22 protein-coding genes and 1 pseudogene are annotated in these 24,188 nt (G+C 70.8%); 15 read left to right on the top strand and 8 right to left on the bottom strand.

Going from position 1 to position 24,188, the window contains the following annotated elements; all coding sequences use genetic code 11:
- Nucleotides 1-294: 294 nt before the first annotated feature.
- The 3 genes from VSH64_RS01915 to VSH64_RS01905 form a co-directional block, all read right to left on the bottom strand.
- On the bottom strand, nt 295-1,770 hold the full coding sequence (locus tag VSH64_RS01915; protein ID WP_326833707.1) for a DUF1996 domain-containing protein: 1,476 nt from the start codon (nt 1,768-1,770) through the stop codon (nt 295-297).
- 241 nt (nt 1,771-2,011) lie between these two features.
- Nucleotides 2,012-2,770, bottom strand: coding sequence for an anti-sigma factor family protein (locus VSH64_RS01910; RefSeq protein ID WP_326833706.1), 759 nt, complete (start codon nt 2,768-2,770; stop codon nt 2,012-2,014).
- Nucleotides 2,771-2,772: 2 nt separating this feature from the next.
- Nucleotides 2,773-3,327: a sigma-70 family RNA polymerase sigma factor gene (locus VSH64_RS01905; RefSeq protein WP_407655625.1), complete on the bottom strand. Its 555-nt coding sequence runs from the start codon at nt 3,325-3,327 to the stop codon at nt 2,773-2,775.
- Nucleotides 3,328-3,702: 375 nt separating this feature from the next.
- On the opposite strand from VSH64_RS01905, the gene VSH64_RS01900 reads away from it, so the two are divergent.
- The 5 genes from VSH64_RS01900 to VSH64_RS01880 are packed head-to-tail and all read left to right on the top strand — an operon-like array spanning nt 3,703 to nt 7,013.
- The gene (locus tag VSH64_RS01900) at nt 3,703-4,134 is read left to right on the top strand and encodes a hypothetical protein (protein WP_326833705.1); all 432 of its coding nucleotides are present in this window, start codon (nt 3,703-3,705) and stop codon (nt 4,132-4,134) included.
- Nucleotides 4,118-4,858 (top strand): DUF4142 domain-containing protein, encoded by a 741-nt coding sequence (locus VSH64_RS01895; RefSeq protein WP_326833704.1) that lies wholly within the window; start codon nt 4,118-4,120, stop codon nt 4,856-4,858. Before VSH64_RS01900 ends, VSH64_RS01895 begins: the two co-directional genes overlap by 17 nt.
- Nucleotides 4,851-5,459 (top strand): ferric reductase-like transmembrane domain-containing protein, encoded by a 609-nt coding sequence (locus tag VSH64_RS01890; protein WP_326833703.1) that lies wholly within the window; start codon nt 4,851-4,853, stop codon nt 5,457-5,459. The genes VSH64_RS01895 and VSH64_RS01890 overlap by 8 nt, the downstream gene beginning before the upstream one ends.
- Nucleotides 5,456-5,680 (top strand): ferredoxin, encoded by a 225-nt coding sequence (locus VSH64_RS01885; protein WP_326833702.1) that lies wholly within the window; start codon nt 5,456-5,458, stop codon nt 5,678-5,680. Before VSH64_RS01890 ends, VSH64_RS01885 begins: the two co-directional genes overlap by 4 nt.
- A complete protein-coding gene (locus VSH64_RS01880; RefSeq protein ID WP_326833701.1) occupies nt 5,673-7,013 on the top strand; it encodes an NAD(P)/FAD-dependent oxidoreductase in 1,341 nt (446 codons plus the stop codon). Before VSH64_RS01885 ends, VSH64_RS01880 begins: the two co-directional genes overlap by 8 nt.
- Nucleotides 7,014-7,101: 88 nt before the next feature.
- On the opposite strand, the gene VSH64_RS01875 is transcribed toward VSH64_RS01880, so the two are convergent.
- From VSH64_RS01875 to VSH64_RS01860, 4 genes are all read right to left on the bottom strand, one after another.
- Complete coding sequence (locus VSH64_RS01875; RefSeq protein ID WP_326833700.1) at nt 7,102-8,253, bottom strand: acetyl-CoA C-acetyltransferase; 1,152 nt, start codon at nt 8,251-8,253, stop codon at nt 7,102-7,104.
- Nucleotides 8,246-8,848, bottom strand: coding sequence for a TetR/AcrR family transcriptional regulator (locus tag VSH64_RS01870; protein ID WP_326833699.1), 603 nt, complete (start codon nt 8,846-8,848; stop codon nt 8,246-8,248). The genes VSH64_RS01875 and VSH64_RS01870 overlap by 8 nt, the downstream gene beginning before the upstream one ends.
- Nucleotides 8,849-8,858: 10 nt before the next feature.
- Nucleotides 8,859-9,617, bottom strand: coding sequence for an SDR family oxidoreductase (locus tag VSH64_RS01865; RefSeq protein WP_326833698.1), 759 nt, complete (start codon nt 9,615-9,617; stop codon nt 8,859-8,861).
- Nucleotides 9,618-10,492: 875 nt separating this feature from the next.
- Complete coding sequence (locus VSH64_RS01860; RefSeq protein WP_326569822.1) at nt 10,493-11,620, bottom strand: acyl-CoA dehydrogenase family protein; 1,128 nt, start codon at nt 11,618-11,620, stop codon at nt 10,493-10,495.
- Nucleotides 11,621-11,692: 72 nt separating this feature from the next.
- Between VSH64_RS01860 and VSH64_RS01855 the strand changes: the two genes are divergently transcribed.
- The 9 genes and pseudogenes from VSH64_RS01855 (at nt 11,693) to VSH64_RS01815 (ending at nt 22,024) form a co-directional block, all read left to right on the top strand.
- Entirely contained in the window at nt 11,693-13,195 is a 1,503-nt protein-coding gene (locus VSH64_RS01855; RefSeq protein ID WP_326569821.1) for a FadD3 family acyl-CoA ligase, read from the top strand.
- Between the two features lie 135 nt (nt 13,196-13,330).
- Nucleotides 13,331-14,149, top strand: a pseudogene (locus VSH64_RS01850) (enoyl-CoA hydratase); the annotation flags it as partial.
- A gap of 770 nt (nt 14,150-14,919) precedes the next feature.
- Entirely contained in the window at nt 14,920-16,053 is a 1,134-nt protein-coding gene (locus VSH64_RS01845; RefSeq protein ID WP_326569820.1) for an acyl-CoA dehydrogenase family protein, read from the top strand.
- Nucleotides 16,050-17,348: an acyl-CoA dehydrogenase family protein gene (locus VSH64_RS01840; RefSeq protein ID WP_326569819.1), complete on the top strand. Its 1,299-nt coding sequence runs from the start codon at nt 16,050-16,052 to the stop codon at nt 17,346-17,348. The genes VSH64_RS01845 and VSH64_RS01840 overlap by 4 nt, the downstream gene beginning before the upstream one ends.
- On the top strand, nt 17,345-18,391 hold the full coding sequence (locus VSH64_RS01835; protein WP_326569818.1) for an acyl-CoA dehydrogenase family protein: 1,047 nt from the start codon (nt 17,345-17,347) through the stop codon (nt 18,389-18,391). Before VSH64_RS01840 ends, VSH64_RS01835 begins: the two co-directional genes overlap by 4 nt.
- A 79-nt stretch (nt 18,392-18,470) precedes the next feature.
- The gene (locus tag VSH64_RS01830) at nt 18,471-19,505 is read left to right on the top strand and encodes a fatty acid desaturase family protein (protein WP_326569817.1); all 1,035 of its coding nucleotides are present in this window, start codon (nt 18,471-18,473) and stop codon (nt 19,503-19,505) included.
- A 10-nt stretch (nt 19,506-19,515) separates the two neighbouring features.
- Nucleotides 19,516-20,586 (top strand): MBL fold metallo-hydrolase, encoded by a 1,071-nt coding sequence (locus VSH64_RS01825; protein ID WP_326569816.1) that lies wholly within the window; start codon nt 19,516-19,518, stop codon nt 20,584-20,586.
- Between the two features lie 416 nt (nt 20,587-21,002).
- Nucleotides 21,003-21,350 (top strand): helix-turn-helix domain-containing protein, encoded by a 348-nt coding sequence (locus VSH64_RS01820; RefSeq protein WP_326569815.1) that lies wholly within the window; start codon nt 21,003-21,005, stop codon nt 21,348-21,350.
- 203 nt (nt 21,351-21,553) lie between these two features.
- On the top strand, nt 21,554-22,024 hold the full coding sequence (locus VSH64_RS01815; RefSeq protein WP_326569814.1) for a DDE-type integrase/transposase/recombinase: 471 nt from the start codon (nt 21,554-21,556) through the stop codon (nt 22,022-22,024).
- Nucleotides 22,025-22,147: 123 nt separating this feature from the next.
- Here the strand turns inward: VSH64_RS01815 and VSH64_RS01810 are convergent, their stop codons facing one another.
- A complete protein-coding gene (locus VSH64_RS01810) occupies nt 22,148-22,930 on the bottom strand; it encodes a winged helix-turn-helix transcriptional regulator (RefSeq protein WP_326569813.1) in 783 nt (260 codons plus the stop codon).
- A 185-nt stretch (nt 22,931-23,115) separates the two neighbouring features.
- Between VSH64_RS01810 and VSH64_RS01805 the strand changes: the two genes are divergently transcribed.
- Nucleotides 23,116-23,922 carry an alpha/beta fold hydrolase gene (locus tag VSH64_RS01805; RefSeq protein WP_326837876.1) on the top strand — a complete coding sequence of 269 codons (807 nt, stop codon included), beginning with the start codon at nt 23,116-23,118 and terminating at the stop codon, nt 23,920-23,922.
- The last annotated feature ends 266 nt before the right edge of the window (nt 23,923-24,188 follow it).

The following is a 24,188-nucleotide window of genomic DNA, read 5'->3' as shown; positions in this document are numbered from 1 at the left end:
CGTAGTCTGCTCGTGCCCGCGCGGCACCCGGGCCAGGCGCCGAACCGCGCCGCTTTGCCGCGCCGAAACGCAGAACCCTGGTGCCCACGCGGCGGCGGCCGCGGCGGGCGGTGAACTCCGCGTGGCTCGGCGAAATCCGCATCGGAACTCCTTCGGCTGTCGGGGTGAACCGGTTCTCGTCCGGCGCCACGGGTGTCGCCCGAGCGGGTCGTGGCGCCGGGCGAGGCGGAGGCGGCCCGGGTCCCAGCGGCGCCCGAGCGAGGCACCGCCCCGGGCCGCCGCCGGGTTCAGGGGTCATTCCTTGCAGCGCTTGCCCGTGTTGATGCACGAGACCACGCGGTTCATCTGCGACTGTGTCATCACGTTGGCGAAGTCGTCGTGGTCGGAGCGCGGGTTGTGCTTCTCCTCGGGGAACGCGTCCACTTTGTACTGACCCTTCACCTGCACGTCGTGCGGGATGTTGTAGGCCAGCGTGATCTTCAGCTGCGGCACGGCCCTGAAGCCGCGCTTGCAGTTGCCGTTCGCGTCGGAGAACACGATGTGCGTGCGGTGGTTGGCGCTGTCGATGTTCTTGCCGTCCCAGCAGTTGGGGAAGGCGTGGATGCGCTCCACCTTGCTGCCGGCCGGGCAGATCGGGTAGTGGTCGGTCAGCCGGTCTTCGAAGCCGGAGCAGGTCCAGCTGGCGCGGGCGTTCGCGGGGCCGTTGGCACCTTCCTTGGCGTCGCCGTAGAGCACGCGCAGGAAGCGCGGCATCGCGACGACCCGGCGGGCACCGCCGCTGCCGAACGACAGCGTCGCGGACACCACGCGCTGGATCTCGCCGTCGTTGCCGGCGACCTCGTTCTCGCCGTTCACGCCCGGCAGCGCGGCCGCGGCGCCGTTGTCCTGCTTCTGCTTCTGCTCCGCGGCGCTCTCGCCCTGGGCCGGATCGCTGTTGGCGCCACCGTTGTCGAGGCCGGCGCTGTCCGCGTCCTGCACGGCGCAGGTCTCCAGCGCGGCCGGGTCCTCGGGCTTCGCACCCTGCGCGGTCATCGCGTCGGAGATCTTCTTCAGCGACGCGGACCGCTTGCCCTTCAACGAGCTCAGCACCGCGGCCGAGTCCTGACCGGACGCCACCTGCTGGTCGGCCTGGTCCACCTGCGTGTCCATGGCGTCGAGCTCGGTGTTCACCGCGTCCATCGCCGCGTCGGGCACGTCGGGCAGCTCGCTCACCACGTCGGGGCACTCGACCTGCGGCGCGGCGGCGTCCTTGGCCGCGTCGGCGCGGTCGGCGGCCACGTCCTCGCCCTCGGCCGGCGCGGCGGCCGGCTCCTCCGCCTCGTCGTCGGTGTCGATGCGGACCACCGGCCAGTAGTAGGTGGACTTGTCGCCGTTCTTGCACGTGGTGCCGGCGCGGGCGAGGCTGCGGTTGGTCGAGTCGGCGTTGGTGGAGAGGTTGCCGACGTAGTCGTGCAGGTGCTGGGCGCCGTTGCGCACACCGGGCTGCGCGATGAAGTTGTCGGGGTTGAAGTGGCCGTTCTCGTTGCGTCCACAGTCGACGGTGAACGTGCCACGGGCGCCGCGGTTCTGCGTGCGGCTCACGTTGGCGCCCTTCGGGACCTTGGTGATGTCCAGGAAGAACGACTTGTCGGCCGGGTCGGCGCCGGCCTGGCCGGGCTGGCCGGACGTCGCGTTCACGGCCAGCGCGCCGATCGCGAGGGCGAGGCCGAGCGCACCGGTCACGATCGTGGCGCGTTTCGCCTGCCGGTGCCGGGGATGGTTCCTGGTCATGGTGCTGTGTTCACCTCGTTCGCTCCTCCGGGCGCGCCGAAACACGGCCGCGGCCCGGGTATGAACTCTCCGGAAGTCGAGACGCTCGGCACCTCGGATGCGGGGGAATCCGGTGCCGGCACTGGGGAATACGGCCACGGACCCCAAGCGGTTCAAAAAGAAATCGCCGCGTTATCCGGGCGTGATCGGCAATTTGGCCGACGAGTCCACAGTGGACAATACATTTCCGCAGCCGGAACGGTCAGCGGTCGACGACCACGAGGAGCGTGCCGTCGTCGGCCCGGACCTCGAACCGCGTGATTTCGTCGGCGGCCAGCGAGGTGCCCCCGGTCACGTGCAGCAGGTCGGGCGAGCCCGGGATCCCGTAGCCCTTCGCGGGCACGGACCAGCCCGTGACGGTGCGGATGTCCCCGGTGGCGGAGATGGCCAGCAGCTGGCAGTTCATCGGGCCCACGACGCCGCCCAGCTCGAGGTCCACGGAGCTGCCCCATTCCTGCGGCGTCACGGTCACGCGCGCGGTCACGGCCGAGGCGCCCTGACCCGACGACGTGCCGCCGCCGGGCGCGGACAGCGAGGAGGACGGCGTGGACGACGGCGCCGGCACGGACGTCGGTGCGGCGAGGCTCACCGCGGGACCGGCGGCGTCGGCCGGGTGCACGGCGAGCGTGACGAGCGGACCCGCCACCACCAGCGCGGCGGCGGCCGTCGCGGCCGCCAGCCCGGCGCGCCGGCGCCGCTTGCGCTTCACCGTCGCCTCGGCCATCAGGGCCCGCAGCACGCGCGGGCCGGGCGCGAGGGTGCGGCCGGGCGAAACCGGTACCGGCGGCTCCGGCCAGGTCTTCTTCACCAGGTCGAGCACGTCGGGCAGCTGGTGCAGCTCGACCAGGTCGAGCTGGCAGTGCGGGCAGTCGAGCAGGTGCTCCTCGAACCGCGTGTTGTCGGCTTCACTGAGCACGCCGAGCACGTACGCGGCGAGGTCGGTGTGCGGGGACCCGGCCATCGTCACCCCCGCTCGCGCAGCGCCTTCCGCAGGGCGCGGACGGCGTGGTGGATTCGCGATTTCACGGTGCCCGGCGGCACCCCCAGGGTGGCCGCGACCTCGTTCACGGTGCGGTCGGCCAGGTACGTCTGCTGCACGGCCTCGCGGTGCTCCGGCGAAAGCCCTTGCAGGGCCTCGTAGAGGATCATGGCCGCCACTGTCTTGTCCGACTCGTCGGGCACGAACACGGCGTCGGACTCGATCTCCGCGAGTTCCTGAGGACGGACACTGCGGCTGCGCCAGCCGTCGATGACGATGCGCCGGGCCACGGTGAACAGCCACGCGCGCAGCATCGCCGGCCTCCGGTCGAGCTTGTCGGCGTTGCGCCAAGCCTTGATCAACGTCTCCTGCACCACGTCCTCCGCCCACTGCCGGTCGTGACCGGTCAGGCGCAGCGCGAAGCCCATCAAGGCTCCGCCGAACTCTTGGTACAACGCTTTGGCCAGGTCGTCATGAACTCCGGGGGTTTCGGTTTCATGATCGTCCGTCGGGCTCAGCGTTCGATTGTGCCGTCCCACGCCGGACATCTTTGTGGCAAAGACACCATTTAGTCCAGTACCAAATTCACGCGCTTTGGTCACAGAAGTTTTTTGAACCGGGTTGAACCCGCACCCGTATCCCCTGTCGAAGACCCCGACAAAGCGTCGTTCCCCCGCGACGCGCCGCATTCACCCTGGGCTTACTGTCCACAGTGGATCAACTGCGCCCTTTTCCTGTCGTTTTCCCGCGACGGCGCGCAGTTCCGCCCCCTGGAGGAAGCCGTGAACCGCTTGATCGCCACGGTGGCGCCCGCCGCCGTGTGCCTGGTCGTTTTCCCATTGTTGACCGCATGTCAGTCCGGAACCGCTCCCGATGGCTATTCCCCCAGCCCCCCGGGCCCGAAGAGCATGCCGATGCCGATGCAGATGCCGGCCGACCAGACCGACCCGGCGAAAGCCGCCCTGCGCGCCGCCCGCGCGTTCGACCTCGGCGACGTCGTCGTGGACGGGAGCGGTTTCGCCGTCTACCGCTACGACCGCGACAGCGCCAAGCCCTCTCGTTCGCGCTGCACCGACGAATGCGCCGCGAAGTGGCTTCCCGTGCGCGCCAACGGTGAGGTGCAGCTCACCGGCATCGACCGGGCTCTCGTGGCGAGTGTCACGCGCCCCGACGGCACGGATCAGGTCACCCTCGCCGGCTGGCCGCTCTACCGCTACACCGGCGACGAGATGCCGGGACAGACCGCGGGACAAGGCGTCGGCCGCGCGTGGTTCCCCTTGACGCCCGAGGGCGCCAAGATCGAGACCACCACCGACACCTGGCGGGCCGATGCGTTCCGGATCTGATCGCCTCCGCAAGGCGCTGCGTCTGGTGCTGGTGCTGCTCGCCGCGTTCGTGGTGCTGCCGGCGGCCCCGGCGTCGGCCCAGACCGGCGTGGACGCCGGTGACCAGCTGCTGCTCGTGAAGGTGCGCCAGGCCGGGCTGTGGGAGATGCCGGCCGGCACGTGGGCCGAAACCCGCGGCGCGGACCCGAAGGTGCGCGAGGTCGGCGCGGCGATCATGGTCGACCACGGCCGGCTCGACGTGCTCACCCGCCAGCTCGCCGCGAAGCTCGGCGTCGTGCTGCCCGAAGAACCGTCGGCCCAGCAGCTGGGCTGGCTCGACCAACTGCAGAAGGCCCCCACCCCGCAGGAGTTCGACCGCCTCTTCGCCAACCTGCTGCGTGCGGCCCACGGCCAGGTGTTCTCCGTGATCGCCCAGGTCCGCGCCGGAACCCGCAACCCCGAGATCCGCGCGTACGCGACCGTCGCGAACCAGGCGGTGCTGCGGCACATGACGTTGCTGGAGAGCACCGGGTACGTCGATTTCAGCGCGCTGCCGCCTTCCGCGGCCGCCGATTCCGCCGCGCCCGCCGGCAGCGCACTCGACCTGCAGAGCTCCGACCTGCTCACCGCCGCACTGCTCTTCCTGCTGGTGGGCGGGGCGACGGTGCTCGGGGTCCGCTACGCGAAGTCGGGCCGCCTGCGTGGCGGCCGGCTCCGTCCGAACTCAGGAGAAAACCATGGTTGACACCGTCCACGAGGCGGTGACCACCCTCGCACAGCAATCGACCGACCCGGCCGCCCGCGGCATCGCGTCCCTTTCGGCGCGCCTGTCCTACGCGTTCATGTGTCTCGCGTTGTGCTGGGGCGTGCTCACCGCCACCGGCTGGGTGCGCTCGGTCACCGGCCGCAAGGCCCTGCGCAGCGGCCACTTGATGCTCTCGACGCTCGCGCTCGCGTTCGGCTGCCTGCACGCGCTGGGGTTCCTCTACCTCACGGTGAACCCGTTCTCGCTGGCCTACCTCTCGATCCCGTTCATGCCGGGCACGCTCGCGCGGCACACGCTCGGCATCGTCGGGCTCGAGCTGATGCTGGCGATCGCGCTCACCACGTGCGTGCAGCGCTGGACGTCGTACCGGCGCTGGCTGTGGCTGCACCGGCTGGCGTACCCGGCCGTCGCGCTGACCGCGCTGCACGCGTTCCTCGGCGCGATCGCCAACGGCCACCTCGCGGCGATGTGGCTCGTCGGCATCACCCTGCTCGTGCCGCCGGTCACGCTGGCGCTGCTGCGGTTCCTGCCGCCGCGCACGCTCGAACGGCTCGGGCTCGTCGAGGAGCAGGTGGCGTGAAACTGCCTCGGAGCGGGCCGCGCGTGAGTGTCGACAACGACCGGTGCGAGCTCTACGGAATCTGTGCGATGGAGGCCCCGGACCTCTTCGACCTCGGCCGGGACGGGCGCCTGCGCTTCCGCAAGCGGCTGCTCGAACCCGAAGACCTGACCCAGGCGATCGCCGCCGCCCGCGTGTGCCCGATGCAGGCGGTCGTCTTGAGAGGAGAACTCGATGGCTGACGGCGACCGGATCGTGATCGTCGGCGCCGGCGTCGCCGGCCTGCGCGCGGCGGAACGGCTGCGTGAGCTGAACTTCGACGGCGAGATCGTGGTGGTGGGCGACGAGGCCCGCCGGCCGTATCACCGGCCGATGATCTCGAAGCAGATGGTGATGGGCTCGGCCCGCCCGCCCGACACCACGCTGAGCGCCTACCGCGAACTCGACGTGCACTGGCGGCTCGGCACCCGCGCGACACACCTGGACACGGTCGAACGCGTCGTGCACCTGCCCGGCGGCGAATCGCTCTGGTACGACGGGCTCGTGCTGGCCACCGGCGTGGTGCCGCGGCACCTGCCGGGCTCGCCGCGCCACGACCCGCGCGTGCGGGTGCTGCGCACGATCGACGACGCGCTGGCCGTGCGCCGCAGCCTGCACGCGAGCACCAAACCGGCGGTGGTCATCGGCGGCGGCCTGATCGGCAACGAGTTCGCCGCGAGCATGCGCCACCTCGGCCGCGACGTCACGCTCGTCGGCCACGCGAAGGCGCCGCTGCACCGCTTCGGCACCCGCATCTCCGACGCGGTGGTGAAGCTGCACAAGGAGCACCGCACGAAGCTCGCGATGGGCTCGGAGGTGCGGCACTGGATCAGCACCGACGACACCCTCGGCCTGCACCTCACGAACAACAAGCTGCTCGTGGCCAGCTGCGTGGTGCTCGCGATCGGCAGCGTCCCGGCGGTCGACTACCTGCGCGGCTCGGGCCTCGACGTCTCCGACGGGGTGCTGTGCGAGCCGACGCTGTTCGCCGACGGCGCCGAGGACGTGGTGGTGGCCGGTGACCTCGCGCGCTGGCCCAACCTGCGCTTCGACGAGGTGCCGCGGCGCGTGGAGCACTGGATCAACGCCGTGGAATCGGCGCGCGCGGCGGCGGAGAACCTGATCGCGGGCCGGTCGGCGGCCACGCCGTTCACGCCGCTGCCGCGGGCGTGGTCGACGCTCTACGACGTGCGGCTGCAGATGGCCGGGCTGCCTTCGCTCGGCGAGGACACCGTGTCGCTGGCCGACGGCATCACCGGGTTCATCCGCGGTGGGCAGCTCGTCGGGATCACGGCGTGGGACCGGCCGCGGGCGATGCTCGACTGGACGGCGGAGCTGGAGCGGCGGTTGCCCGTTCCTTCGTACTCGCCGCCGGTTCCGGTGCCGGCCGAGCCCGAGCCCGTGGTGGCGTGGCCGGAGGCCGGGGAGCTGCCGGAGTTCGAGGACGAGCGGTTCGACACGCAGGAGTTCTACGCGGAGTTCGGTGAGGAGTTCGAGGCGGCCCGATACGAGGGTGCGCCGGGCTTCACGCGGTGAGAGCCGGGGGTGGCCGCGCGCGGCGGCTGCCCCCTTCCGCCGGTCACCACGCCGTCCTGCGGCTGGACGGTGTGGTGGCCGGCCCAGTTCACAGCCGTTCGATGATGGTGACGTTCGCCGTGCCGCCGCCTTCGCACATCGTCTGTAGACCGAAGCGGGCTTCGCGGCGGTCGAGCTCGTGCAGGAGCGTGGCGAACAGCTTCGTGCCCGAGGCGCCGATCGGGTGCCCGAGGGCGATGGCGCCGCCGTTCACGTTCACGCGCTCGGGGTCCGCGCCGGTCTCGTCGAGCCACGCGAGCACCACGCTGGCGAACGCTTCGTTGACCTCGAACAGGTCGATGTCACCGATCGTGAGGCCGGTCTTGCGCAGCGCGTGCGCGGTCGCCGGGATCGGCCCGGTGAGCATCCACACCGGATCGGCGGCGCGCACCGACAGGTGGTGGATGCGGGCTTTCGGCGTGAGCTGCTGCTCTTCGACGAACTTCTCCGAAGCCAGCAGTGTCGCGCTCGCACCGTCGGAGAGCTGGCTGGCCACGGCGGCCGTGATGCGCGAGCCTGCCGAAAGCGGCTGCAGCGCGGCCATCTTGGCGAGACTCGTGTCGCGACGGGGACCTTCGTCCACGCGGAAGTCACCGCAGGCCACGAGTTCGGCGTCGAAGCGTCCTTCGTCGGCAGCGGCGATCGCGCGTTCGTGGCTGCGGAGTGCGAACTCCTCCAGCCGCGCGCGGGACAGGTCCCAGTGGCGCGCGATGAGGTCGGCGCTGCGGAACTGCGACACCTCCTCGTCGCCGTAACGCTCTTGCCAGCCCCGCGAACCCGTGAACGGATCGGGAAACCCGAGCTCGCGCCCGGCGAGCATCGCGGACCCGATGGGCACGGCCGACATGTTCTGCACCCCGCCCGCGAGCACGAGGTCGGCGGTGCCGCTGAGCACCGCCTGCGCGGCGAAGTGCACCGCCTGCTGGCTCGAACCGCACTGGCGATCGACGGTCACGCCCGGCACGTGATCGGGAAACCCGGCGACGAGCCACGCGGTGCGCGCGAGGTTGCCGGCCTGCGGCCCGAGCGTGTCGACGCAGCCGAGGATCACGTCGTCGACCAGCGCCGGGTCCACGCCACTGCGGCGCACGACCTCCTGGATCACGTGCGCGCCGAGGTCGGCCGGGTGCACCTTCGCGAGCGCGCCGCCGCGACGGCCGACGGGCGTGCGCACGGCGTCGAGCACGTAGGCCTCAGCCACGGCGCTTCCTGCGCGTGGCGATACCTTCGGTGAGGATGCGCAGGTACTGCTCGGCGACGTCGTGGGCACTCAGCGCGCCTTCGGGGTTGTACCAGCGCACGGCGACCCACACCGTGTCGCGGATGAAGCGGTAGACCAGTTCCACGTCGAGGTCGGAGCGGAAGACGCCGGCCTCGACGCCGTCGGTGAGGATGCCGTTCCAGAGCTTGCGGAACTCGGCGTTGCGGTCGGTGAGGTAGGCGAAGCGCGGCAGCTGCATGAGGTGCTGCGCCTCGTTCTGGTAGATCGCCACCTCGGCCGGGCGCCGGTGGATCGACTCGAACGACGCCACCACCACGGCCTCCAGCGTCTCCCGCGGCCCCTTGCCCTGCGCGACGATCTCGGCGTACGCCCCGAACAGCTCGTCGAGGAACCCAGACAGGATCTCGTCGGCCATCGACTCCTTCGAGTCGAAGTGGTGGTACAGACTTCCCGACAGGATCCCCGCGGCGTCGGCGATGTCGCGCACCGTGGTGGACACGTACCCGCGCTCCGCGAACAGCTTCGCGGCGAGCGCGAGCAACTCCGCGCGCCGGGATCCAGGGGCGTTCTTCACTCGTTCCACCTCACGCGTGCTGGGCACTGACCGACACCACCTCGCCGGTGAGGTACGAGGCGTACTCACTGGCCAGGAACACCATCACATTCGCCACCTCCCACGGCTGCGCCGCCCTCCCCGAGACCTCCCGCGCGGTCAGCTCCGCGAGCACCTCGTCGCTGGTCACCTTCGCGAGGTTGGCGTGCATCGCGAGGCTGGGCGCCACGGCGTTCACCCGCACGCCGTAGGGCGCCGCGTCCACGGCCGCACACCGGGTCAGCGCCATCACGCCCGCCTTGGCCGCGGCGTAGTGCGCCTGCCCGCCCTGCGCACGCCAGCCGAGCACGCTGGCGTTGTTCACGATGGCGCCCCCGGTGCCCTGCCCCGCGAACCGCCGCAGGGCCGCGCGGGTGGCGCGGAAGGTGCCGGTGAGCGTCACGTCGAGCACGCGCGACCACTCGTCGTCGGTCATGTCGAGGATCGAAGCGGTTCCTCCGAGGCCGGCGTTGTTCACCAGCACGTCGAGGTGTCCGTAGTGCTCGACGGCGGTGTCGATGAGACGCTGGACGTCTTCTTCGCTGGTGACGTCGCAGGGCGTGGCGGGCACGTCGAGCTCTTGCGCGGTCGCCTTGAGGCGGCGCTCGTGACGATCACTGATCAGCACGCGGGCCCCTTCCTCCACACACCGCCTCGCCACCGCCGACCCGATGCCGGTCCCGGCGGCCGCGGTGATGACGACGACTTTGTCCTTGAGGAGGTTCTTGCCTTCGGGGTAGGTGGGGATCACGGGCGAGCCTCCCTTGGCGGGGCGAGCATGTGGTTGTCGGGGCAGCGCTTCGGTGCGGTTGAGCCGACAGTCGTGGTTACGGCCGTGGTCGACGGCAGGCTCTTGCTTTCGCGGCACGCGGGTGTCATGAGCGAGCCTTCCTCGGCAGGCCGGGGACATGGTTGTCCGGGCAACACTTCACGGAGGTCGAGCCGACAGCCGCGGCGACCACCGCGGCCATGGCCTGCGACAGGCTCCTGCCTTTGCGACACGCGGTGATCACGAGCGCTCCTCCCAGCAGGCCGAATACACGTCGGTCAGGGCAAGACCTCGCCGCGACCACCCGGACCGGGACCTGCAAAGGCGCTTTCCTTCACGGCGGACGGGCGTCACGGGCGAACCCCCCTTCGGCAGGCGGAACAAACGCCCGTCAGGGCAACGCTTCGCCGAGGTCAAGCCGGCAGCCGCGGCGACCACCACAACCGTGGCCTGCAACAGGCTCCTGCCTTTGCTGCATGCGGCGATCACACGCGAGCCTCCGTAGGCGGTCCGAACACGTCGGCCAGGGCAACAATTCGCCACAGTCGAGCTAGCAGCCGCGGCGACCACCACCGCGTCCCGGGGCAGAGTCTTGTGATCGCCGTGCGCGGCGATCACAAGCAAGCTTCCCCGGGCCAGACGGGCACGGCGGCCGATTCCCTGAGATCCTGCTTCGTCTCGGCCGCTATGACCACCACAACCTTGTTCCACAGCGGGCCGTTGCTTCCGCGGCGCACGGGGATCACGGCGAGCCTTCCGGCGTGGACCGAACACGCTTCCCCTGAAGCACCCCCTCACCGTGGCGCAGCCCCCGACCGCGTCCAGCAGCAGGCTCTTGCCTTCGCGGCACGCCGGCGTCACGGGCGAGCCTCCTTCGGCAGGCCCAGCACGCGTTCGGCGATCACGGTGCGCTGGATTTCGTCGGAGCCGCCGTAGATGGTGTCGGCGCGGGAGAAGAGGAAGAGGCGTTGCCAGCGGTCGAGGTCGTCGGGCGCGACGAGGCCCGCCGGGCCGCGGACGAGCATGGCCAGCTCGCCGAGCTTGCGGTGCCAGCCGGACCACACGAGCTTGGCCACGGAGGCGGTGCTGGGGCCGTCTTCACCCAGCGTCCGCAGGGCTTGCGCCTGCATCACCTCGAGGCCCACCCACGCCCGCGCGAGCGCCTCGGCGACGTGCGGATCCGTTGCGGCGCCGGACGTTTCGGCTTCGGCGGTGAGGGCTTCGAGTTCCCGCCGGAATCCGACCTGCTGGCCGAGCGTGGCGACGCCGCGTTCGAAGCCGAGCAGTCCCATCGCGACGCGCCAGCCGTCGCCGGGCGCGCCGACCACGTTGTCCTTCGCGGTGCGGGCCTCGGTGAAGAAGACCTCGTTGAACTCGGCCGTGCCGGTGAGCTGGCGGATCGGCCGCACGTCCACGCCGTCCTGGTGCATCGGCACGAGCAGGAACGACAGGCCGTGGTGGCGTTTCGAGCCCGGTTCGGTGCGGACGAGCGCGAAGCACCAATCGGCGACGTGGGCCAGCGAGGTCCACACCTTCTGCCCGGTGATCACCCACTCGTCCTGGTCGAGCCGCGCTTTGGTGCTGATCGCGGCCAGGTCCGAGCCGGCGCCAGGCTCGGAGTAGCCCTGGCACCACAGCTCGTCGACGGCGAGGATCTTCGGCAGGAACCGGCGTTGCTGGGCCTCGCTGCCGAACGCGATGAGCGCCGGGCCGAGCAGCTCCTGCCCGAGGTGGCTCACGCGCGCGGGGGCGTCGGCGCGGGCGTACTCCTCGTGGAACACCACCTGCTGCTCGATCGTCGCACCGCGCCCGCCGTGCGCCGCGGGCCAACCGAGGCCGTTCCACCCGGCGGCGCCGAGTTTCCGTTCCCAGGCGCGGCGTTCGTCGAACGCTTCGTGCTCGCGGCCGGGCCCGCCGCGCCCCTTCAGCTCGGGGTCGAGGTGTTCGGTCAGCCAGCCGCGAATCCGCGCCCGGAACTCGTCCACTCGCGTTCTCCTCTCTGGCCTCGGGCCTGCTTCGTACGTTACCCTACCAAGCACTTGCTAGGGAGGTCTGCGATGACGCTGCCGCTCACCGTCCCGGCAGCGCTCGACGCGGCCGCGGCGCGTTACCCCACGGGCGAAGCCGTGTCCGACGGCGACGTGCGGCTCACGTGGCCTGCCCTGCGCTCGCGAGTGCGGGTGTTCGCGGGGTTCCTGGCCGGGCGCGGCATCGGCGTCGGCGCGCGCGTCGCGGTGTGCTCCCCGAACACGTGGCACTGGGTCGTGGCCGGCCTCGGCGTGTTGTACTCGGGCGCAACCCTCGTCCCGGTGAGCACCCGTTTCACGGCGCGGGAAACACTCGACGTGCTGACTCGGGCGCGGGTTTCGGGTTTGGTGATCACGGGCAGGTTCCTGGGCACCTCGCGGCTTTCGGCGTTGGATCCCTTGCCCCCGACGATGGTCCGGGTTCCGGTCGAAGGTCCGGAACCACCACTTCCGGGTGTCGTCGAATGGTCCGATGTGGAGGGTCGGTTCGGAGAGCCCACCGTCGGCCCGGACGACGTCAGCGACATCCTCTTCACCTCCGGCACCACGGGCCGCAGCAAAGGCGCGATGAGTGCGCACCGCCAGGCCCTCGGCGTGGCGGCGGCTTGGGCCACGTGCGCTTCGCTGTCCGCCCAGGACCGCTACCTCGTGGTGAACCCGTTCTTCCACAGTTTCGGTTACAAGGCAGGAATTCTGGCCTGCTTGCTCAGCGGTGCCACGATCGTCCCGCAACGCGTGTTCGACGCCTCCGCGACCCTGCGCCTCATCCAGGACGAACGAATCACCGTCCTCCCCGGCGCCCCGACCGTCTACCAGACCCTGCTCGACGCTCCCGACCGCACGGACTTCGACCTCTCCACGCTGCGTCTCGCGGTGACCGGCGCCGCTTCCGTCCCGGCGTCCCTGGTGTCCCGCATGCACTCCGACCTGGGCTTCGACACGGTGCTCACGGCGTACGGCCTCACCGAAGCCGTCGTCGCCACCATGAGCCGCCCCACCGACCTGCTTGATGTCGTGGCTCAATACTCCGGCCGCCCCACCGCCGACTTCGAACTCCGCCTGGGCACCGACGACGAGATCCTCCTGCGCGGCCCCAACGTCATGCTCGGCTACCTCGACGACCCCGCCGCGACCGCCGCCGCCATCGACTCCGCGGGCTGGCTCCACACCGGCGACGCCGGCCGGCTCTCCGCCGACGGTCACCTCCGCATCACCGCCCGCCTCAAGGACATCTACATCACCGGCGGCTTCAACGTCTACCCCGCCGAGGTCGAACACGTGCTGACGACCCATCCCGCCATCGCCGACGCCGCCGTCGTGGGCACCCCGCACCCCCGCCTGGGCGAAGTGGGCCACGCCTACGTCGTCCTCCACCCGAGCGCTCACGTCACTGCCGAGGAGGTTCTCGTGCACTGCAAGGAAAACCTCGCGAACTACAAAGTGCCGCTCACGGTGGACTTCCTCCAGGACCTCCCCCGCAATCCGGCGGGCAAGGTCCTCAAACGCCTCCTACGGGAGGCCCCACCTGGCTGAAGTCGCGCACCGGCGAGGCCACTCCCGAACGCCTCATGCGAGCGGCCCACCCGACTGAAGCCGCCCGCCTCCGACTCCACTCCCCCGCGACCGTCACTCGTTTCCCATGGCACCACAACCCGCCGGAGCGCAGGCATGCCTGAGGTCCTCTACGAACGCCGCGGCCCGACCGCCGTCGTCACCATGAACCGGCCCGAATACCGCAACGCCCAGAACTCCGCGATGACCTACGCCCTCGACGACGCCTTCACCCGCGCCGTCGAGGACCCACTAGTGAAGGTCATCGTGCTCGCCGGCGCCGGCAACCACTTCTCCGCCGGCCACGACATCGGCTCCCCCGGCCGCGACGCCGACGTGTCCTTCCCCCGCCGCGCCGTCACGTGGTGGGACCACGTCGACGCCCCCGGCGCCGACCAGCGCTTCGCCCGCGAAGCCGAGGTCTACCTCGGCATGTGCCGCCGCTGGCGCGAACTGCCGAAGCCCACCATCGCCTCCGTCCAGGGCGCCTGCATCGCCGGCGCCCTCATGCTCGCCTGGACCTGCGACCTCATCATCGCCTCCGACGACGCCTTCTTCGCCGACCCCGTGGTACGCATGGGAATCCCCGGCGTCGAGTACTTCGCCCACCCCTGGGTCCTCGGCCCGCGCGCCGCCAAGGAAGTCCTCTTCACCGGCGCGCGTTTCTCCGCCGCCCAGGCCCTCACGTGGGGGATGCTCAACCGCGTCGTCCCCCGCGCCTCCCTCGAGTCCGAGACCCTCACACTCGCCGGCCAAATCGCCGAGATGCCCCGCTTCGGCCTGGCGCTCGCCAAAAAAGCCGTCAACCAGGCCGAAGACCTCATGGGCCTGCACTCCGGCATGGACTCCGCCTTCGCCCTCCACCACCTCGCCCACGCCCACAACGCCGAAACCACCGGCCACTCCCTCGGCGGCCACACCGCCCACTCCATGCGCCACCCGGCCCCGTCCCGGCAATCCGCCGCCACCGACCGCGCCGGCGCCGACGGTCCGGGCACTCCCTCGCCGACCGCTGCTTCCGCCCCCTCCAGCACCAGCCCCACCACGCCGTCCCCGACCTCCGCCCCTGCGGCAACCGCTGCCGCCGGATCAGGCGACGGCTACACCTCACCCTCACCAACCTCAGCACCCGCGACAGCCACAGCCGTCAGCCCACCGGACGACAGCCACACCCCACCGACACCGACCTCCGCACCAGCAGCAGTCGCAGCCGCCGATCTACGGGACGACAGCCACACCTCCTCGCTACCGACCTCCCCACCCGCGACAACCGCAGCCGCCGGCCCATCGGACGGCAGCCACACCTCACTGCCGCTGCCCGCCCCACCGGCTGGAGTCGCAGCCACCAGCCCATCGGACGGCAGCCACACCTCACAGCCACGAACCTCCGCACCCGCGGCAGCCGCAGCCGCCGATCCACCGGACGACAGCCACACCTCACCGGCACCAACCTCTTCACCTTCAGCAGTCGCAGCCGCCGGCGCATCAGACGCCAGCCACGCCCCACCACCACTGACCGCCCCACCTGCTTCAGTCGCAGCCACCAGCCCGCCGGACGACGGCCACGCCCGACTGCTACCGACCTCCCCACCCGCGACAACCGCAGCCGCCGGCCTATCGGGCGACTCCGCCTCGCCGTCACCGACCACCGACGGCCCTGTCCCAAGCCCCACCGATGGCGCGACCGCCGGCGGAGCGTGAGCACCGTGGACCTCGATCTGGGCCCTGCCGCCGAGGCATTCCGCGACGAAGCGCGCGACTGGCTCGCCGCGCACGTGCCGCGGGGGCCGCTGCCGTCGTTCGACACGGCGGACGGCTTCGCGGCCCACCGCGCCTGGGAGGAAGAGCTCGCCGACGCGCGTTGGTCCGTGGTGTCATGGCCCCACGAGTACGGCGGCCGCGACGCCACCCTCCTCGACTGGGTCCTGTTCGAAGAGGAGTACTACGCCGCCGGCGCACCCGCGCGCGTGAATCAGAACGGCATCTTCATGCTCGCCCCCACCCTCTTCTCCCACGGAACGCCCGAGCAACTCGCCCGGATCCTGCCCAAAATGGCGCGCTCACAGGAAGTGTGGGCCCAAGCCTGGTCCGAACCGGACGCCGGCAGCGACCTCGCCTCCCTCCGCAGCACCGCCACGCCGGCCGACGGCGGCTGGCTCCTCAACGGCCAGAAGACCTGGAGCTCACGCGCGGCGTTCGCGGACCGCGCCTTCGGCCTGTTCCGCAGCGAACCCGCCTCAACGCGCCACCGCGGCCTCACCTACCTCATGGCCGACCTGCGCGCCCCCGGCGTGACCGTGCGCCCCATCGCCCAGCTCGACGGCGAGCCCGGATTCGCCGAGATCTTCTTCGACGACGCCTTCGTCCCGGCCGCCGACGTCATCGGCAAGCCTGGCGATGGCTGGCGCGTGGCCATGACCACCGCCGCCAACGAGCGCGGCCTCTCCCTGCGCAGCCCCGGCCGCTTCCTCGCCGCCGCCCGCCGGCTCGCCGACCTGTGGTCCGAGTCGGGCCGCCCGGACGCGACCGCCGACCGCGTCGCCGACGCCTGGATCGCCGCTCGCGCCTACCAACTCCACACGTTCGCCACCATCACCAGCCTCGCCGACGGCGCCCAGCCTGGCCCGGAAGCCAGCGTCACCAAACTCTTCTGGTCACACCTCGACCTCTCCCTCCACGAAACCGCCCTCGACCTCCTCGGCCCCTCCGCCGAACTCCGCGGCCCCTGGCCCGACGGCTGGCTCTTCTCCCTCGCCGGCCCCCTCTACGGCGGCACCGACCAAATCCAGCGCGGCATCATCGCCGAGCGCCTGCTCGGCCTCCCGAGAGGAGACCGATGAGGTTCACCCTCTCCCCTCACCACCACGACTTCGCCGCTTCCCTCACCTCACTGCTCCACTCCCTCGACTGCGACACGGCCACCCGCGCCTGGTCCACCGGCGACCCCGGCCCCGGCCTGAAAATCTGGCGCCGCCTGGCCGACCAGGGCGTCCAGTCCCTCACCATCCCCACCCACCACGGCGGCCTCGCCGCCGGCACCGACCTCTCCACCGCCGACGACCTCCCCACCGACGACGGCCCCTCCACCAGCGGCGACCTCGCCGAAAGCGGCAGCCTGTCCACCAGCGGCACCCTGGCCGCCGAGGACGGCCTCGCCGATGGCCGCAGCCTCTCCACCAGAGGCAGGCTCTCCACCAGTGGCAACCTCGCCACAGCGAGCGGCCGCTCCACCGCGGGCACCCAAGCCGCCGACGGCAGCACCTCCACGGGCAGCAGCCCCTCCGCAGGCGGCAGCCCCTCCGCAGGCGGCGGCGCCTCCGCGGGCGGCAGCCTCGCCGCGGGCGACGATTCCGCCGGGACCCGCCGCGAGAACGGCGACCCTGGTTCAGGCGCGACCACCATCGATGCGGTAGTCGCCTTCGAGGTGCTCGGTCACTTCTGCCTACCTGGCCCCTGGACCGACGCCGCCGTGCTCCCACTCCTGCTCGACCACGACGTGCTGGCCTCCGTCGCCACCGGCGAAACCCTCGTCTCGCTGTCCCTCCCTCCCCACGTTCCCTTCGCCCTCGACGCCGACCTCGCCGACGCCCGCTACCTCCTCGACGGCTCCCAGCTGCGCACCTTCACGCCCGGCTCCGCCCTCTCCTCTCTCGACGCCGCGCGCCGCCTGTTTGCGCCCATCCCCGGCGCCGAGCTCGGCCCCGCGCTCGCTCCCGAGCGCGCGTTCAACCTCGGCGCGCTCCTCACCGCCGCCCAGCTGCTCGGCGCCGGCCGGTGGCTCCTGGACGCGTCAGTCACCCATGCCCTCAGCCGACGGCAGTTCGGCCGCGAGATCGGCCGCTACCAGGCCATCCAGCACCTCCTCGCCGACGTCGCCACCGCCCTCGAGCTCGCGACGCCCCTTCTCTACGGCGCCGCAGTCACCGGCGAGCCCGCCGACATCTCCGCCGCCAAAACCGCCTGCGGCGACGCCGCCTACCTCTCCGCCCGGACGGCCCTCCAGGTCCACGGCGCCCTCGGCTATACCGCCGAACACCCTCTCGGCCTCCGCCTCACCCGCGTCCGCGCGCTCGTCGGCGCGTGGGGCACCCCGGCGGAACACCGCCGCCGTGTCCTGGCGGCGATCGCACCGTGACGTTCACCCCGGAACAGGACGACCTCCGCGCCGGCGTCCGCAAGCTCCTCGACCGCGAGGCCGAGCCGTGGCCCGCCTTGTGCGCTCAGATCGGCATCGCCGCCCTGCTCGTACCTGAGCGCTTCGGCGGGTTTGCCACCGAACTGACGACTCCCCCGGCACACTCCGGACAAGCGCCAGGCCTCACCGAGGCGCAGATCGTCGCCGAAGAGCTCGGCCGGCACCTCGCCGACGTGCCGTTCCTCGGCTCTTCTGTCCTCGCCGTGACCTCCCTTCTCACCACCATCGACACTTCCACCAACACCGCCCCGGACGCCCTGTCCCGCCTGCTGCCGCCCCTCGCCACCGGCAGTGCTGGGGCCCTCGCCTGGACTTCTGACGGCCGTTGGGACACCCACCAGCCCGCCTTCACCACGGACGGGTCCACAGTGGACGGCATCGCCCACTACGTCCTCGACGCCGCCGGCGCCGATCTCCTTCTCGCCGCCGCCCGAACCCCGGACGGACCCGCCCTCTTCGAGGTCGACCCAGCGCACTCCGGCGTCCGCTGCGCACCCGTGCCGACGATGGACGAGACCTGCCACCTCGCCACCGTGACGCTCGACCACGTCCGCGCGCGTCCGCTCGGACCTGTCGACCTCGCCCGAGTCCGCGACGTCGCCTGCGCGGTGCTGGCCGCCGAGCAGGCCGGCGCCGCAGCCCAGGCACTGGACCTCACCGTGGAGTACACGCAGCAACGGGTGCAGTTCGGCCGCCCGATCGGGAGCTTCCAGGCGCTCAAGCACCGGATGGCCGACCTCCACGTGCAGGTGGAGACCGCGCGCTCCGCCGCCTACGCCGCACCGAGGTCATCTCGGCTCGCGGCGGTGGCAAAGGTCCATTGCAGCGAGGTGTTCACCAAAGTCGCCGCCGAAATGATCCAATTGCACGGCGGCATCGCCATCACCTGGGACCATCCCGCGCACCGCTACCTCAAACGAGCGCACGCGACCGCTCAGCTTTTCGGCGCGCCCCACCACCACCTTTCGCGCGTCCACCCCTAGCAGGGTGGGGCCACCCCCCGTACGGGTTCTCGGGTCTACCGGGTTCTGTCCGGTCGGCTTCCCCGAAAAACTCGACGACGTGACCACAGACAATCTCGTGCTCCCGGCCGCCGCCGGACCCGGCAGTGATTTCGCCCGTCTCACCCGCCGCATCACCGACGCCGGGCTGCTCACCCGGCGCCCCGGCTACTACACAGCCCGCATCGCCGTGGTGACCACGCTGTTCGCCGGCGGCTGGGTCGCATTTGCGCTTCTGGGGAACTCGTGGTGGCAGCTCGCGGTCGCCGCCTTCCAGGCCTTCATGTTCGGCCAGATCGCCCTGCTTTCCCACGACCTCGCCCACCGCCAGGTCTTTCGCACTCGGCGCCCCGCCGAAACCGCCGGGCTGCTGGCGGGCAACCTCGGCGTCGGCATGAGCTACGGCTGGTGGATGGACAAGCACACCCGCCACCACGCGAACCCCAACCACGAGGAGCTGGATCCCGACGTCGACCCCGACATCCTCGTCTGGTCGCAGGACCAGGCCCGCGCGAGCCGCGGCGTGCCCCGGTTCATCGGCCGATACCAGGCGTTTCTCTTCTTCCCGCTGCTCACGCTCGAAGGGTTGAACCTCCACTGGTCCGGCATCCGCGCGGTGGCCCGGCCTGGCCTGCGCCGCCGTGGTGTCGAAGCCACCCTCCTGACGGTGCATTTCGCGGCCTACCTCACCGCGTTGTTCGTGGTCCTCCCGCCGGGCCTCGCGCTGCTGTTCTTCGCCGTCCACCAGGGACTGTGGGGTGTCTACATGGGATCGATCTTCGCGCCGAACCACAAGGGCATGCCGACGCTCACCGGCCGCCCCCAGCTCGATTTCCTGCGCAAGCAGGTGCTCACGTCGCGCAACGTTCGCGGCGGCCTGGTCACCGACGTCGCCCTCGGCGGCCTCAACTACCAGATCGAGCACCACCTGTTCCCGAGCATGCCGTCGGTGCACCTGCGACGCGCGCAACCGATCGTGCAGCGCTACTGCGCCGAGCTCGGCATTCCCTACCTGCAGACCGGCTTGGTGGACTCCTACCGCCAGGCACTGACCCACCTCCACGAAGCTGGGGCTCCTCTCAGGAAGCGTTCGTAGACTCGGCGACATGTTCAGGAAAACTCTCTCGGCACTCGGTGACTTCCCGGTGGCCTTCGGCGCGAAGGCCACCGGCGCGCGTGCCGAACGAATGCGCCGCTCGCCGCAGTACGCCGACGGCGTCTTCCGCAACGCCTCACCCACGCGCTCGTCCCCGTCGCCCTCGGCCGCCGGCGGCATCCTGCGCGAGCTGCTGTTCGGCGAAGAACGCGACCGGCGCAAGCCCACTGGCCAGATCCCGCTCGTGGCCGACGCCGCGGCCGACACGACCGAGGGCCTGTTCCTCACCTGGTACGGCCACGCCTCGACCCTCGTCGAGATCGACGGCGCCCGCGTGCTGTGCGACCCGGTGTGGAGCGACCGGGTGTCGCCCGCCGCCTTCGCGGGCCCGCGCCGGCTGCACGCCGCGCCGGTGCCGCTCGACGCGGTCGGCCGCGTCGACGCGATCGTGATCTCGCACGATCACTACGACCATCTCGACCTGGCCACCGTCCGCGCCCTGCTCGAAGCACACGATGCGCCGTTTCTCGTGCCGCTGGGTGTCGGCGCGCATCTGGAGCGGTGGCACGTGCCGGCCGCGCGGATCGTGGAGCTCGACTGGCACGAGGAAGCCGAAGTCGCCGACATCCGGTTCGTGGCGACGCCGGCCCAGCACTTCTCCGGCCGGGGCATCGGCAACGACAGCACCCTGTGGACGTCGTGGGTGATCTCCGGACCTCGCCACAAGGTGTTCTACAGCGGGGACACCGGCTACTTCGACGGCTTCGCGAAGATCGGCGACGAGTACGGGCCGTTCGACGCCACGCTCATCCAGGTCGGCGCTTACGCCCCGCAGTGGCCGGACATCCACATGACGCCCGAGGAAGGCATCGCCGCGCACATCGACGTGCAGGGTGGCCTGCTCGTGCCCGTGCACTGGGCGACCTTCTCCCTCGCGATGCATCCGTGGGGCGAGCCGGCGGACCGAGTGTGGCGCGAGGCCAAGGCGAACGATCTCACTCTCGCCGTGCCGAAGCCAGGTCAGCGGATCGACGTGGCGAACCCACCCGCGGTGGACGGCTGGTGGCAGACCCTGGGATGACGCCACGGGTCTTCGCGTGCTCTCCATGAGGCGGCACTCCGGCCTTCGATGAAACGGCCTTCGATGAAACGGCCTTCGGCGGAAACGCGTCGGTGTGTGGGCTGACTGTTCGGACGCTGGTGCGTACACGGTTGATCCATTCTCGTTCGGCTGTGCGGTTGTGCTGCTCGAGAGTGTGCTGCTCGAGTGCGGGGTTCGTTGCTGTTGAAGGAATTCTCGCCGGATCGGACGGGGCGGAGTCGCGCTGCGTCCGGCTTGCTTTGATGAATTCGACACTAGCTCGCCGAGGACGACGAATGCCGCTCTTCACTCGAGCGACCACTCGATCGTGCGAACATGTGTTCGAATCGATGACACTGGAGTGCGTCAGACTTTGTGGCAGGGTCCGAGGCTGATCGGCCACGAAGGGTGTCTGGGTGGGCAGATCGCAGAAGCCGTCCCGGCAGGTGCAGGTGGACGAGCAGATCCAGGTCGTCTCGGCGGTGTTGAAGGGCGAGTTGTCGCTGGCCGAGGCGGCGCGCCGGCATGGTGTTTCCTCGGCGACGGTGGGGAACTGGCGGGACCGGTTCGTCGACGCGGGCAAGGCGGGCATGGACCGGTCGCTGCCCGGCCCGGACGGCGGTCAGTCGCAGACCGAGCGGCGGCTCCGCACCGAGTGCGAGGAGCTCAAGCTCGCCCGGGCGGAGGCGACGGTGCAGTTGCGGACCTGGCAGAAGGGCTCGGAGTACATCGACGCGGTCCCTTCGCCGACCTCGAGGCCCTGAGAGCGACACATCACGTGTCGGTGTCGAGGTTCGCAGCACTGGCCGGGATCCCGGAGCGGACCTACTGGCGGCGACTCGCGCGTCACCGCGCTGGCGGCCCGTCGAAGGGTCCCTGGTCCGCGCCGAAGGTGGACACGGTCGAGGCGACCGCGGCGAAGTACGCCGCGGACTGGCCCGCCTGAGGACACCGCAAGATCGCCGCGATGATGCGCGCCGACAGCCACACAGTGTCCACCTCGACCGTGGAACGGGCGTTACGCCGCCGCGGGCCGCTGCTGCCGTCCGGGTTCCGCGCCGACCGCAGATCCTGGTCACGGCTTCGCAAGCGGGTGTTCCGTGACCCGCCGACCGAGCGGAACCGGGTCTGGCAGATGGACTTCAGCGAGTTCGAGACCGCCCGCGGCGGGATCTGGCGGATCTGCGCCGTCATCGACTACGCAAGCAAGTACTGTCCGGCCGCCACCGTCACCCCAACCAGCCGCGGTCAGGACGCGCTCGCCTGCCTGCGGCGTGCGGTGGTCGAGGTGGAACGGGTCCTCGACCTCGATGATCTCCGCGCCGACCGGGGCTGGATGGATGTCATCGACGCCGACGACTTCGTCATCGGCGAAGCGCCCGCACCGGTCGCGGTGGTCACCGACAACGGGCCGTGCTTCGACCAGCGCCAGGCGTAGAGCCGCGTGTCGCTATCCAAGTGGTGCGTCGTCGCCTCGGCGATGAGTTCCGCGAGCCCGCGGAGTCTGAACTGTCGGCCGGCGCAACCTCGCCACCGGTGTCCGGGGTCCGCGGACTGCCGCTCACCCCCGACGACTTCTTGCGCTGACGGCGGGATCCGGGTGTTCGGCGTTCGGTGACTCGGGGCCAGGTGAAACGGGGCCCGGCGACACGGGATCCGGCGGCCCGGGGTCCTGTGGCGCCGGATACCGCACGGCTGCGGGAAAGCAGCGCAGCAGTGCGGCGAGCCGCGCGGTATCGCCCGCCACCTCGGTGTCTGCCCGCTCGACGGCGTCGTGCAGCGCGGCACCAGCGAACACCAGATCGCGCAATGTCGCCGCCTCCGGCACGGTCAGCCACGCCTCGGGTTCGGCGTGCTCACCGCGGTCCAACTCGAGGCGCCCGCCCGCAACGGTGATGCGGAACCGATCGCCCGCGACGTCCAGCTGGCAGCGCAGCGACAGCTCACCCGCCAGTGCCGGATCGAAGGTGGCGCGCAGGGCGAACAGCAGCGCGTCGACGCTCAGTTCCGCCGCGCCGTCCTCGGGCAGTGGTGCGCGGCTGCCCCAGTGGGCGAGCGCGCGGAGCACGGGCTCCAGTTCCTGCCCGCGCTCCGTGAGTTCATACACGGCGGCGGGCGCAGGCGGTCCCAGGCGCCTTCGCCGCACCAGGCCGTCGGCTTCGAGCTCGCGCAACCGCTGCGCGAGGACGTTCTGGCTCATCTGCGGCAGCCCGCGGTGCAGGTCGGAGTAGCGCTTCGGGCCGAAGACCAGCTCCCGCACGACGAGCAACGCCCACCGCTCGCCGACCGCATTCAGCGCTCGCGCGATGCCGCAGGGGTCGTCGAACAGCCGCTTCTTGCTCATGCACCCGATTCTACTTGCACAACAGGTGTGAATGCTCCTAAATTAGGAGTGTGAATCTGGTCTCCGTCGACGGCACCGTCATCGGCTACACACGGCACGGCGACGGGGCCCCCGGGTGGTCCTTGGTCGACATGCTCCGATGGTGACGACCACGCATCGAGAAATGGGGAGAAGCAGTGAACGAGATGACACTTCGCGTGACGTCCGCCGACGGTACGAGGATCGCCTACGACCGGAAAGGCACTGGCCCGGCGGTCATCCTCGTCGGCGGCACCCTGGACGACGGCGCTGAGAACGCGCCGCTGGCCCGGCTCCTCGCCAACCATTTCACGGTCTACAACTACGCACGACGCGGCCGGGGCGACAGCGGCGATACACCGCCGTACGCCGTGGCGCGGGAGGTGGAAGACCTCGACGCGCTGATTGCGACAGCCGGCGGCTCAGCTCACGTGTACGGCGCCTCATCTGGCGGCGCCCTCGCGCTGGAGGCAGCAGCGGCAGGTTCGGCGATCGACAAGATCGCGGTGTGGGATGTGCCGTACGTGATCGGGCACGACCTGTGGCCGAGGTTCAACCAGTACCTCGCGGACACTCACGAGGCAGACAAAGCCGGCCGGGACGAGGAGATGCTGGAACTGTTCATGAGGCTTACCGGCGGACCCGACGCGGACATCGCGGCTGGCAAACAGCACCCGTACTGGGCCTTGTCCGTCGCGCTCGCCCACACGCTCGTCAAGGACGCAATGGTCCTCAATGACTACAAGATCCCCACGAACCGATTTGCCCGCATCACTCAGTCGGTCCTGGTGACCACCGAGGGTCCGATCACCCAGCCCCAGCTGACGGGCCTCCCGACTGATTTCTTCGACCGCGCCGCGAAAGCGATTGCCGCTGCCACCCCCCAGACCGAACGACACACGCTCGACGGGCAGGGACACGTCGTCGCCCCCGAACTCATGGCCCGTGTACTGAAGACGTTCTTCAACCAGTAACCCGTCGACTGATCAGGTCGCGACCGTGGGTCGCTTCGGAACGCAGGCCCATCGGCCACGTCAGCATCGGTCGGTGAGCGGCGACTCCTGAGTTCCGGCAGTCCACCCGCTTGGCTGCCACCGGCCTCGGGCTCGACCTGTCCGAGGTCGCCGTCGAGCCTGAACGTACATGTGCTGAGCCCAGCTCTATCAAGATCAAACCCTGCCAACTCCTTGACGCATGACAACAGTGGCCGACCGGCGTGCGCATGATGGAACGGTGCTGC

Origin of the sequence: Amycolatopsis rhabdoformis (assembly GCF_035918295.1) — a bacterium.
Lineage (GTDB): Bacteria > Actinomycetota > Actinomycetes > Mycobacteriales > Pseudonocardiaceae > Amycolatopsis > Amycolatopsis rhabdoformis.
This window is presented reverse-complemented; position numbering and strand designations above follow the sequence as displayed.